Raw genomic sequence first — 11,779 nt, 5'->3', positions numbered from 1 at the left:
CATAGGGTCAAAATTATTCTCTGAAAAATCCCTGAAACAGAGACCAGAACAGGCGCTCTCACCCTTGATGGCAGCAAAATATGCTATAATAGAAGCTATGGATAAATATGAAAAAATAGCCCAAGAATTGGGTGTTAGCTTAAAACAAATCGATACCGTATTGAGTCTGACCGCAGAAGGCTCAACTATTCCTTTCATTGCCCGCTATCGAAAAGATATGACGGGAAATTTAGATGAAGTAGCGATCAAGGCCATTATTGACCGGGACAAATCCTTAACGACTCTAGCCGAACGAAAGGAAACTGTCCTTGCTAAGATTGAGGAACAGGGCAAATTGACAGAGGCGCTCAAGCGGGCTATTGAGGCTGCTGAAAAATTAGCGGATGTCGAAGAGCTTTATCTCCCATATAAGGAAAAACGGCGGACCAAGGCGACGATTGCCCGAGAAGCAGGACTTTTTCCTTTGGCACGTCTCATTTTGCAAAATAGTCCAGACTTGGAAGCAGAGGCTCAGAAATTTACCTGTGAGGTCTTCCCAACTGAAACCGCAGCTTTAGCTGGTGCAGTGGATATTTTGGTAGAAGCTATTTCAGAGGATGCCCAATTACGGGCCCTCACCTATCAAGAAATTCATGGGCATTCCCTCATGACGTCAACCTTGAAGGATGAAAGCTTAGATCCTAAGAGAACATTTGAAATCTACTATGATTTTTCTGAGAAGATCAAGAATATGCAAGGCTACCGGACTCTAGCTCTCAATCGTGGGGAAAAATTGGGCGTTCTCAAAGTCGGATTCGAGCACCATTTGGATCGGATCATTCGTATTTTTGAGGCTCGTTTTAAAACCAAAAATGCCTATGTGGATGAGGTTATTCAACAAGCGGTTAAGAAAAAAATCGTACCTGCGATTGAACGTCGGATTCGGACAGAGTTGACGGAGGTGGCAGAAGACGGGGCCATTCAATTGTTCTCTGAAAATCTACGGAATCTATTGCTCATTCCTCCATTAAAAGGGCGCGTGGTCCTTGGATTTGACCCAGCCTTTCGGACCGGTGCTAAACTAGCTGTTGTCGATGAGACAGGAAAGATGCTCGCTACCCAGGTCATCTATCCAGTTGCTCCTGCAAAACCAGCTCAGATCGAGCAGGCTAAAAAGGATCTATCCTCCTTGATCAAGGAGTTTGGCGTAGAGATTATTGCAATTGGAAATGGAACAGCTAGCCGTGAAAGTGAGGCCTTTGTCGCAGAGGTGCTTCATGACCATCCAGGAGTTCGCTATGTTATTGTCAATGAAAGCGGAGCCTCTGTCTATTCAGCTAGTGAGTTGGCCCGTCATGAGTTCCCAGAGCTAACCGTTGAAAAACGCTCGGCCATCTCCATTGCCCGTCGCTTGCAAGATCCGCTAGCAGAATTGGTGAAAATCGATGCCAAATCCATCGGTGTCGGTCAATACCAACACGATGTCAATCAGAAAAAACTGACAGAAAGCTTGGATTTCGTGGTAGATACTGTCGTCAACCAAGTTGGGGTCAATATCAATACGGCTAGTCCCTCTCTCTTAGCCCATGTAGCAGGACTCAATAAAACCATCTCTGAAAATATTGTGAAATACCGGGAAGAAGAAGGAATGATTCTTTCACGAGCACAGATTAAAAAAGTCCCTCGTCTCGGCGCCAAGGCTTTCGAGCAAGCGGCTGGATTCTTACGCATTCCTGAAAGTAAAAATATCTTGGATAATACCGGCGTTCACCCTGAAAGTTACAAGGAAGTTGAAAAACTTTTTCAACTTCTTGAAATTACCGACCTCGATGCATCAGCTAAGGAAAAATTAAAAGCTGTGAACATAAAGGAGATGTCTACTCAGCTGGATCTGGGACCAGAAACCCTGAAAGATATCATTGCGGATCTTCTAAAACCAGGTCGCGATTTGCGGGATTCCTTTGATGCACCCGTGCTCCGTCAGGATGTCTTGGATATTAAAGACCTGCATATTGGCCAAAAATTAGAAGGGGTTGTGCGCAATGTGGTTGACTTTGGAGCCTTTGTCGATATTGGCATTCACGAAGATGGCTTGATTCATATCTCCCATATGAGTAAGCAGTTTATTAAGCATCCAAGCCAGGTCGTCTCAGTAGGTGATTTGGTAACCGTTTGGGTGAAGAAGATTGATGTGGAACGCGAAAAAGTCAATCTCAGTTTGGTAGCTCCGAATGAATCTGACTGAGTATGTACGCCAAGTATCCCTAGAAGATTTTGGGAGAGAATTCCGTCATCGAGCAGAGTGGAATTCACGTCTTCAAACCACTGGAGGTCGTTTCTTTCCCAAGGATCGACACCTTGATTTCAATCCGAAAATATACCAAGTTTTCGGGGTAGAGGTCTTTCGCAAAATCGTACGCCACGAGCTCTGCCATTACCATCTTTACGATCAAGGTAAAGGCTATCGCCACAAAGATCTAGACTTTAAACAACTCCTCCAGCAAGTGGACGGTCTTCGTTTCACACCTCCTCTACCAGATAGAACTGGGCGAGTCAAGCGGATCTATCTCTATCAATGTCCCCATTGTGGCCAAGAGTATAGACGAAAGCGAAAAATCGATCTGAAGAAATATGCCTGCGGTCGCTGTCGCAGTCGCCTGCAATTTCTTGAAATGAGACAAGTGTAAGAATCAGTCTTTAGGCGGATCTCTTTCCAGTTCGACTCTGCTAAAATAGGTCTAACTAGAAAGAGGAAAATCAAATGACATCATCATTTTACAAATTAAAACGACATCGCCTGGTTTCAGGTGTGCTAGCTGGCTTAGCTGATAAATTTGGTCTGAGTGTAACTCTCCTACGCTTCTTGTTTATTCTTTTTACGGTTTCTCATGCCTTTATCGGTGTGATTATCTATTTACTGTTAGATACGACCTTGCCTTATAAGGACGAGGAGGAGCAGAAAATGTTTGACTATGGCCCTCGACCTCGTCGAAGAAAAGAGGCCGAACCCATCCATGATCAGAATGATAGTCCATTTTTCTAAAAGGAGATTTGAGTGAAGCAGAAGTTCTATTCCCTTGCTTTTATTCTATATCTCTTCTTCAGTTTTATAGGACAGTTTTTCATTTTAAATCGTTTTTTTGGTGAAGGAGTTGGAACAGTTTTGATCGGAATGCTCCTTTTTCCACTGGGCATTTGGAATAGTCTCTTCTACCTCTTGTTTCTGCCAACAGAAATGGCTAGAAAGCCACAAATTTATCGGTTTTCGATTTTATTTCTGCCGGTTTTGTATCTGGTTTTCTCCTTGTTGGGGGGAGGACCTGCCGTCTTTATGCTCGGATTGATCGCATTCCCTTCAAATGCGGTGGTCTATGCGGTCTCTACCGGAATCAAATCCATGATTACAGATTACTTGCATGGTGAAGGCTAGATCATTCTTCATATGTTCCCATCATTTCCTAGAGGTTGGAGACCTTTGTCTTCGCCTCTTTTTGCTTGCCTTAAAAAGGAGTTGAAAATGGATCTTTCAAATGACACTTCAGGCTCTCGTCTGAAGAGAAAATCTGCTATAATAGAGAGAGAATTTGAAAAGGGAGAATGATATGGCAGTTACTGTTCGCGATATACAGGAAAAGCTTCGTCTATCGGTTGTTTATGGGGATGATAAACTCCTAAGCAAGGAAATTACGACTGCGGACATTTCACGTCCAGGTCTTGAAATGACGGGCTATTTCGACTATTACACACCTGAGCGGATTCAGCTTGTAGGAATGAAAGAATGGTCCTACTTGGTGAAGATGAGCTCTCACAACCGTCATCAGGTCCTGCGCAAGATGTTCCAGCCAGAGACACCTGTCATCATTGTTGCGCGGAATTTAGAAATTCCAGAAGAAATGTTGCGAGCTGCTGAAGAGAAGCAACTAGCCATTTTGAAGAGCAATGTTGCAACCAGTCGTTTATCTGGAGAGCTTTCTAGCTATTTGGATAGTCGGCTAGCAGAACGTACGAGTGTACACGGTGTTCTGATGGATATTTATGGGATGGGTGTCTTGATCCAAGGAGATAGCGGAATCGGAAAAAGCGAGACAGGTCTGGAACTTGTCAAGCGGGGTCACCGCCTCGTAGCAGATGACCGAGTCGATATCTATGCGAGAGACGAGATGACCCTTTGGGGAGAGCCAGCTGAAATCCTACGCCACTTACTAGAGATCCGTGGTGTCGGGATTATCGATGTCATGAGTCTCTACGGTGCCAGTGCTGTGAAGGATTCTTCACAAGTCCAAATCGCCGTTTACTTGGAAAATTATGCTAAGGATCAGGTTTATGATCGTCTTGGTAATAATGCAGAAGAGTTGGAAATCGGTGGCGTGACCATTCCTCGTATACGCATCCCTGTGAAGACTGGTCGGAACATTTCGGTCGTGATCGAAGCCGCAGCGATGAATGTTCGTGCCAAAGAAATGGGCTATGATGCCACTAAAACCTTTGAAGAACGTTTGTCCCAGTTGATTAGTCAAAATGAGGTGAAGGAATGAATCCAGTAGCCCTTCAATTAGGTCCGATCAGTATTCGTTGGTATGCAATTTGTATTGTCTCTGGCTTGATACTAGCCGTTTATCTTTCCATGAAAGAAGCGCCCCGTAAAAAAATTGATCCAGATGATATCATTGATTTCATTTTGATTGCCTTTCCGCTTGCGATTGTGGGTGCCAGACTCTATTACGTTATTTTCGAATGGGGTTACTATAGCCAGCACCTGGGTGAGATTTTTGCGATCTGGAACGGAGGAATCGCGATTTATGGTGGCCTCTTGACAGGTGCCCTTGTCCTCTATCTATTCTCTCGTAGACGCTTGATTGAGCCAATTGATTTCTTAGATATTGCAGCCCCAAGCGTTATGATTGCACAGAGTATTGGTCGCTGGGGAAACTTCTTTAACCAGGAAGCTTATGGAGCTGCTGTTAAAAGTCTCAACTACCTGCCCTCTTTTATTCGAGATCAAATGTATATAGATGGTAGTTACCGTCAGCCAACCTTCTTATATGAATCCAGTTGGAATCTGTTAGGTTTTCTCTTGATCTTGATTCTTCGTAGGAAGCCACAATTTTTGCGACAAGGTGAGATCACAGCCTTTTACCTTATCTGGTATGGTTTTGGTCGGATGATCATCGAAGGAATGCGGACAGATAGCCTGATGTTTGCGGGCTTACGTGTTTCCCAGTGGTTGTCGATGATCCTGATTCTAGTTGGACTCGCCATCATCATCTACCAACGTCGCAAAAAAGCCCCTTATTATGTAGAAACAAAGGAGTAACATATGTTTATTGAAATTGCATACGGCCTCTTAGGCCTTGCCTTAGTAGCGCTTGTCATTTATATGATTTTTTTCCTCTCAAAGATTGGAAAAGTTGTAGATGAGACGCAAAAAACCATCCAAGTTTTGACATCAGATGTCAATGTCACCTTGCATCAGACCAATGATCTATTGGCAAAAGTCAATGTTTTAACGGATGATTTGAATCAAAAAGTTGCAACGATTGACCCACTCTTTACAGCCGTGGCGGATCTTTCAGAGTCTGTTTCAGATTTGAATGATCAAGCCCGTCAATTGAGTGTCAAAGCTGTATCAGCTGGTGGAAAAACAGTGAAAGCCTCTATCGGATTAAAAGCGATTAAGATGGCTTCAAAATTATTTAAATAGAATCGAGGAAGAATATGGGACGTTTATCTAGTTTATTAATTGGTGTGATTTCAGGTGCTTCAGCAGCCTACTATTTATCAACTGAGCAAGGAAAGAAAGTCACTAAAAAAGTGGTGCGCTTCGTAAAAGATTATCAAGAAGATCCTCAAGAAGTACATGAATCGGTGAAACAAACTGCTAAGGATGTTTCAAAACAAGCAGCAGAAGTGATCCAACAAACCAAAGAAAAAGTTGGTTCTGGAGAAATTACGACAGGAACTGTTTTGGAATCTGTCAAAGAAAAAACGCAAGATGTGGTTGAAAAATCTCAAGAAGTCTATCACTCATTTAAGGATAAACTTCAAAAAGAAAATCTAAGTGGCAATGACTTGGTTCAATCCATTCGCAAACAAACAGAATCAGAAGACATCGTTTTAGAGTTGGATGAAAAAGATTCTGAAGAAGCAGCTGAAGAAGAAACAAAAGAAGTATAAAAAATGAGGCTCAGTGAGCCTCATTTTTTTATGGAAGGTAAGACAGTAATTGGTAGCTAAGTTTTGTCATCCAATTGTTATTCCAATTAAAAAAATTCGAGTAAATAAAAAAATCAGGCGAACCTGATTTTTATTTTTTTCGTTTATTGTAGTAAATTCGGAACCCTTGAATACTAGCAAAACTAGAACCAATCGCTAAAGCAAACGCAAAGAAGGTATTCATTTTTGTTGCTAAAAAGATAAAACTAAATACAACCGTCAACACACAGAAAATAGCGATATTTAAAAAATATAGCAATTCACTTAATTGAGGTGCGGGTTCAACTTCAGGAGCATAGTCCTGAATAGGGGTTTCTTGGGTTTGTTTGGTTAATTCGATATAATCGAATTCTTCTTCATAGTGTCTTAAATTTCTTACGGGCATTTTCTCTCTCCTAACAGTACTCTATTATTCTATCATGAATTCAGGAATATAAATGTTACAAAAATGTTACAAATTTTACAAAATGAATAAATTTTTCTAGAATATCGGAATTTTTGTTATAATGGTTCTATGAAAAATATTATTATTACAGCAACAGCAGAGAGTGTTGAGCAAGCGCAAGCCCTGATTGATGCAGGGGTTGACCGAATCTATGTCGGTGAAAAAGATTACGGATTACGATTGCCTCAAACTTTAAGCTATGACGAAATAAATCGAATTGCCCAACTAGTCCATGCTGCTGGCAAAGAATTGACAGTAGCTGTAAATGCACTCATGCACCAATCGATGATGGATTCAATCAAGCCTTTCCTAGATTTTCTAAAGGAAATTCAGGCTGATTATATTACTGTCGGAGATGCGGGCGTTTTTTATGTCTTGAAACGAGATGGCTATCCATTCAAAACGATTTACGATGCTTCTACCATGGTCACTTCTAGCCGCCAGATCAATTTCTGGGGAAAACAAGCCGGTGCTTCTGAGGCTGTTTTGGCTCGTGAGATTCCATCTGCCGAATTATTCGTAATGGCTGAGAATCTTCAGATTCCAGCAGAAGTCTTGGTCTATGGTGCAAGCATTATCCACCATTCGAAACGACCGCTTCTTCAGAATTATTACAACTTCATCAAGACAGAAGAATCTGTGACCAAAGATCGCGATCTGTTCTTGGCCGAGCCAGGAGATCCCAATTCTCATTATTCGGTCTACGAAGACAAACATGGAACCCATATCTTCTCAAATAATGACTTGAATATGATGACCAAATTGTCTGAGTTGGTAGAACATGGCTTTGATCATTGGAAACTTGATGGTGTCTACTGTCCGGGTGAAAACTTTGTCAAGATTACAGAGTACTTTGTCAAGGCGCGTGATTTGATTCAAAAAGGAACATTTACACAGGATCAAGCCTATCTGTTTGATGAAGAAATCCGCAAATTGCATCCAGCTAATCGTGGTTTGGATACTGGTTTCTATGATTATGAACCAGATCGTGTAAAATAATAAAAAAACTAGGGCTTCTTCGTTTGTGAGTTTTCCTTTTTCAGGGAACGAAGAGGCTATTCATCATATCGACAATCTTGTAAATTGGAGAAAACATGACAAATACAAAAAAACGTCCAGAGGTTTTGGTACCTGCTGGAACATTAGAAAAATTAAAAGTTGCCGTTAATTATGGGGCAGATGCAGTGTTCGTTGGTGGACAAGCCTATGGTTTGCGTAGCCGTGCCGGAAACTTCACCATGGATGAGCTTCGTGAAGGTATTGAGTATGCTCATGCCCGTGGAGTGGATGTGCACGTTGCTTCAAACATGGTAACCCATGAGGGAAATGAACAAGGGGCTGGCGAGTGGTTCCGTGAATTACGAGATATGGGACTTGACGCCGTGATCGTCTCAGACCCAGCCTTGATTGAAATCTGTGCAACCTATGCACCTGGCCTCAATATTCACTTGTCTACGCAAGCTTCTGCAACCAATGTGGAGACTTTCCATTTTTGGAAAGAATATGGCTTGACCCGTGTCGTCTTGGCCCGCGAGGTATCCATGGAAGAGTTGGCAGAGATTCGTAAGCGTACCGATCTTGAGATCGAAGCCTTCGTTCATGGAGCCATGTGTATTTCTTATTCCGGACGTTGTACCCTTTCTAACCACATGTCTGACCGAGATGCCAACCGTGGTGGTTGTTCTCAATCTTGTCGTTGGAAATATGACCTCTACGACATGCCATTTGGCCAAGAACGCAAGAGTATCAAAGGACAAGTCCCAGAAGAATACTCTATGTCAGCCGTGGACATGTGTATGATCGAAAATATTCCAGATATGATTGATAATGGGGTTGATAGTTTGAAGATTGAAGGCCGGATGAAATCTGTCCATTACGTATCAACTGTTGCCAACTGTTACAAGGCAGCTTGTGATGCCTATATGGAAAGTCCAGAAGCCTTTTATGCTATCAAGGATGATTTGATCAATGAATTGTGGAAGGTTGCTCAACGTGAATTAGCAACTGGATTCTACTACCAAACACCGACTGAAAATGAACAATTGTTTGGGGCACGTCGTAAGATTCCTCAATACAAATTTGTAGGAGAAGTAGTGGACTTTGATCCATCTACCATGACCGCGACGATTCGCCAACGGAATGTCATCAATGAAGGCGACCAAGTGGAATTCTACGGACCAGGCTTCCGTCATTTTGAATGCCAGATCCAAGACTTGAATGATAAGGATGGAGTGAAGATTGATCGCGCGCCAAATCCGATGGAACTTCTCACGATCACCGTCCCACAAGAAGTCAAGCCAGGAGATATGATTCGTTCTTGCCAGGAAGGCTTAATCAATCTCTACTCAAAAGATGGGGCAAGTAAAACTGTTCGAGTATAACAAAAAAAGAGAGGGTTAAACCTCTCCTTTTTGTTGGGCGATGCGAATATTATTGGGGACCAAACTAATTTTCTGGATCTCAGAAATCCGAATAATCGTGGACATACTCTTCTTGAAATTTTTCACGATCAGTTGTCGGCGTTCTTGGTCATACTTGACAATATCGCCTGTAAAACTCTTATTTGAAAAAATAACATGTACCCCTTGTTTTTTTCGCAATGCTTGTTGAATGATGTCAATAATTCTCTCATCTTCTAATGGGGCAGGGGTACTGACTTTTCCATTGAAAAATTCATTTGCTCGGTCTTTAACGATCTCGAGAAATTTTTTCATAGCTAAATTCTCCATAACTTGATACAATATATTATAGATAATTTCAACGATTTTGTAAATGATTTACGAATATTAGAGATGAGAAGGCAAGAAAGGAGTCGTGAAATGGCAGAATTTTCATTCCAAATTGAAGAACATTTACTGGTCTTGTCAGAAAATGACAAGGGTTGGACCAAAGAATTGAACCGTGTGAGTTTTAATGGTGCTCCTGCTAAGTATGATATCCGGACCTGGAGTCCCGACCATACAAAAATGGGGAAAGGCATTACACTCACAAACGAAGAGTTCCAAGTCATGCTCGATGCATTTAAAAATTAAGAAAAGGGGTCCTTCAAGGACTTCTTTTTTGTTATAGCCTAAGGCTATATAGATGTCAAAGATATTAGATTATCCCAAACCCTTGTTTGTCAGGTGTTGGACTGCTATAATGGTTGCATTGATGAATTAATGTAAAACTTATAGGAAAGAGGGAATCATATTGACACATACACATGCACCTTATCGCGTAGACCATGTTGGTTCATTTCTTCGTCCAGCTAATTTGGTTCAGGCTCGTGAAGATTTCGTAGCTGGAAAAATCAGTCAGGCTGACTTAACAAAAGTAGAGGATCAGGCGATTCGTGACCTCGTTGAAAAAGAAATTGCCGCTGGTCTGAAGTCAGTAACTGATGGAGAATTCCGCCGAGCTTATTGGCATTTGGATTTCTTCTGGGGCTTTGGGGGCATTGATCATGTCCAAGCTGCTCAAGGTTATCAATTCCATGATGAAACAACCAAGGCGGACTCAGCACTTGTCGTTGGAAAAATCACAGGAGCCAATCATCCATTTGTAGAGCATTACAAGTTCTTGCGGGATCTTGTGGCAGATGTAGATGGTGTAGAGGCTAAATATACCATTCCAGCACCTGCGCAATTCTATTTTGAATTGATCCGTGATGCAGAACATGTAGAACAATTGAATACCATCTATCCTGATTTTGCGGCTGTTCGTGAAGACATCAAGCAAGCCTATCTTCAAGTGATTCAAGATTTGTATGATGCAGGTCTTCGGACTCTTCAAGTAGATGACTGTACGTGGGGTGTCTTGGTAGATGATAATTTCTTGACGGCTTGGGGATCAGCTCAAGGCAAGTCAAAAGATGAGGTTCGCCGAGAACTCGCTGATCTCTTCTTGACCTTTAACAACGATGTCTACCAACATGTTCCAGCTGGTTTAACCGTCAATACGCACGTTTGTCGTGGGAACTTCCATTCCACTTGGGCTTCATCAGGTGGTTATGCTCCGATTGCTAAAGAACTCCTCGGAGAAGAAGCCGTCAATGCTTACTTCCTAGAGTTTGATACTGATCGGGCTGGTGGTTTTGAACCACTTGCAGAAGTAACCCCTGGTAAAGGAGTGGTGTTAGGCCTCTTGACATCTAAGAGTGGTCAATTGGAGAACAAGGACGAAGTGATTGCTCGTATTAAAGAAGCGAGTCAGTATGTACCGTTGGAAAATCTTTACCTGTCGACTCAGTGTGGCTTTGCTTCGACAGAAGAAGGAAACATTTTGACATAAGAAGACCAATGGAAAAAAATCGGTTTGATTAAGGAAATTGTCGCTGAAGTTTGGGGCGAATAAGGAGGAAGAAACATGTCAGATTTACTAAGTATTTATAAAGAATTGCAAGCTAAAAAATGGGTGGACTTGAGTCACCAAATCAATGCGGAAAGTCCACACTTCCCAGCCCTTCCTGCTTTGCAACAAGAAGACCTTTTCACATTAAAAGATGGTTTCCATGTTCAAAAATTTACAGTGGTTGGTCAATACGGAACGCATATTGATGCACCGATTCACTTTGTAGAAGGTGGTCGTTGGTTGGATGAGATTGACCTCAAAGATCTCCTCTTGCCACTTTATGTTATCGACAAGTCTAAAGAAGTTGCTGCCAATCCAAACTTTATCTTGAGTAAACAAGATATCTTAGACTTTGAGGCAGAGCATGGACAAATTGCTGAGGGTGCTTTTGTTGCCTTCCGTAGTGATTGGTCAAAACGTTGGCCAGATCAAGATGCTATGCGCAATCTTGATGAAAATGGTGTTCAACAAAGTCCAGGATGGAGCCGTGAAGCCTTGGAATTCTTGATTCATGAACGCCATGTTAAGGCTGTGGGTCATGAAACCTTTGATACCGATGCAGGTATTCCAGCAGCAGAGCATGGCTTGGTCAATGAATACTACCTCTTGGAACAAAATATCTACCAAGTTGAAGTCTTGAACCAATTGGACCAAGTTCCAGCTGTAGGTTCTTTGATTTCGATTGCTTTCCCTCACTGGGACAAGGCAACTGGTTCACCTGTCCGTGCCATTGCCATCTTACCATAAACAAAGAAAAAGAGGCTGGGACAAAAGTCCTAGCCTCTCAATTATTTTTGGATTGTCGAGCAA

At 42.1% G+C, this 11,779-nt stretch carries 14 protein-coding genes; 12 read left to right on the top strand and 2 right to left on the bottom strand.

All coding sequences use genetic code 11. The annotated features are described in order from the left end of the window. Window positions 1–67 precede the first annotated feature (67 nt). From HMPREF2685_RS08065 to HMPREF2685_RS08030, 7 genes are all read left to right on the top strand, one after another. Window positions 68–2,224, top strand: coding sequence for a Tex family protein (locus HMPREF2685_RS08065; RefSeq protein ID WP_398578100.1), 2,157 nt, complete (start codon window positions 68–70; stop codon window positions 2,222–2,224). Further along, on the top strand, window positions 2,211–2,666 hold the full coding sequence (locus HMPREF2685_RS10255) for a SprT family protein (protein ID WP_070846010.1): 456 nt from the start codon (window positions 2,211–2,213) through the stop codon (window positions 2,664–2,666). The genes HMPREF2685_RS08065 and HMPREF2685_RS10255 overlap by 14 nt, the downstream gene beginning before the upstream one ends. A 74-nt stretch (window positions 2,667–2,740) precedes the next feature. Next, the gene (locus tag HMPREF2685_RS08060; RefSeq protein WP_070466307.1) at window positions 2,741–3,022 is read left to right on the top strand and encodes a PspC domain-containing protein; all 282 of its coding nucleotides are present in this window, start codon (window positions 2,741–2,743) and stop codon (window positions 3,020–3,022) included. 559 nt (window positions 3,023–3,581) lie between these two features. After that, window positions 3,582–4,514, top strand: coding sequence for an HPr(Ser) kinase/phosphatase (hprK, locus tag HMPREF2685_RS08045; RefSeq protein ID WP_049497393.1), 933 nt, complete (start codon window positions 3,582–3,584; stop codon window positions 4,512–4,514). After that, on the top strand, window positions 4,511–5,293 hold the full coding sequence (gene lgt / locus HMPREF2685_RS08040) for a prolipoprotein diacylglyceryl transferase (protein ID WP_070466304.1): 783 nt from the start codon (window positions 4,511–4,513) through the stop codon (window positions 5,291–5,293). Before hprK ends, lgt begins: the two co-directional genes overlap by 4 nt. A gap of 3 nt (window positions 5,294–5,296) precedes the next feature. After that, window positions 5,297–5,680, top strand: coding sequence for a DUF948 domain-containing protein (locus tag HMPREF2685_RS08035; RefSeq protein ID WP_013903891.1), 384 nt, complete (start codon window positions 5,297–5,299; stop codon window positions 5,678–5,680). Between the two features lie 14 nt (window positions 5,681–5,694). Next, on the top strand, window positions 5,695–6,153 hold the full coding sequence (locus HMPREF2685_RS08030; RefSeq protein WP_023918695.1) for a YtxH domain-containing protein: 459 nt from the start codon (window positions 5,695–5,697) through the stop codon (window positions 6,151–6,153). Between the two features lie 130 nt (window positions 6,154–6,283). Here HMPREF2685_RS08030 and HMPREF2685_RS08025 read toward each other — a convergent pair whose 3' ends face one another. Beyond that, complete coding sequence (locus tag HMPREF2685_RS08025; protein WP_003013511.1) at window positions 6,284–6,577, bottom strand: DUF3270 family protein; 294 nt, start codon at window positions 6,575–6,577, stop codon at window positions 6,284–6,286. Window positions 6,578–6,706: 129 nt separating this feature from the next. Here HMPREF2685_RS08025 and HMPREF2685_RS08020 point away from each other — a divergent pair, with 129 nt between their 5' ends. Next, window positions 6,707–7,636: a peptidase U32 family protein gene (locus tag HMPREF2685_RS08020; protein WP_045759685.1), complete on the top strand. Its 930-nt coding sequence runs from the start codon at window positions 6,707–6,709 to the stop codon at window positions 7,634–7,636. Between the two features lie 95 nt (window positions 7,637–7,731). Beyond that, window positions 7,732–9,018 (top strand): peptidase U32 family protein, encoded by a 1,287-nt coding sequence (locus tag HMPREF2685_RS08015; protein ID WP_070466302.1) that lies wholly within the window; start codon window positions 7,732–7,734, stop codon window positions 9,016–9,018. A gap of 15 nt (window positions 9,019–9,033) precedes the next feature. Here the strand turns inward: HMPREF2685_RS08015 and HMPREF2685_RS08010 are convergent, their stop codons facing one another. Beyond that, window positions 9,034–9,366, bottom strand: coding sequence for a hypothetical protein (locus tag HMPREF2685_RS08010; RefSeq protein WP_003008097.1), 333 nt, complete (start codon window positions 9,364–9,366; stop codon window positions 9,034–9,036). Between the two features lie 90 nt (window positions 9,367–9,456). Between HMPREF2685_RS08010 and HMPREF2685_RS08005 the strand changes: the two genes are divergently transcribed. The 3 genes from HMPREF2685_RS08005 to HMPREF2685_RS07995 all read left to right on the top strand — a co-directional run bounded on the left by HMPREF2685_RS08005 (window position 9,457) and on the right by HMPREF2685_RS07995 (window position 11,716). Continuing rightward, on the top strand, window positions 9,457–9,669 hold the full coding sequence (locus HMPREF2685_RS08005) for a YdbC family protein (RefSeq protein ID WP_003002541.1): 213 nt from the start codon (window positions 9,457–9,459) through the stop codon (window positions 9,667–9,669). 160 nt (window positions 9,670–9,829) lie between these two features. Next, entirely contained in the window at window positions 9,830–10,909 is a 1,080-nt protein-coding gene (locus tag HMPREF2685_RS08000) for a 5-methyltetrahydropteroyltriglutamate--homocysteine S-methyltransferase (RefSeq protein ID WP_070466300.1), read from the top strand. A gap of 75 nt (window positions 10,910–10,984) precedes the next feature. After that, entirely contained in the window at window positions 10,985–11,716 is a 732-nt protein-coding gene (locus HMPREF2685_RS07995; protein ID WP_003008090.1) for a cyclase family protein, read from the top strand. The last annotated feature ends 63 nt before the right edge of the window (window positions 11,717–11,779 follow it).

The sequence above is a fragment of the Streptococcus sp. HMSC074F05 genome (assembly GCF_001808725.1).
GTDB lineage: Bacteria > Bacillota > Bacilli > Lactobacillales > Streptococcaceae > Streptococcus > Streptococcus parasanguinis_I.
Note: the sequence above shows the minus strand (reverse complement) of the source record. Positions and strands in the feature narration are given on the sequence as shown.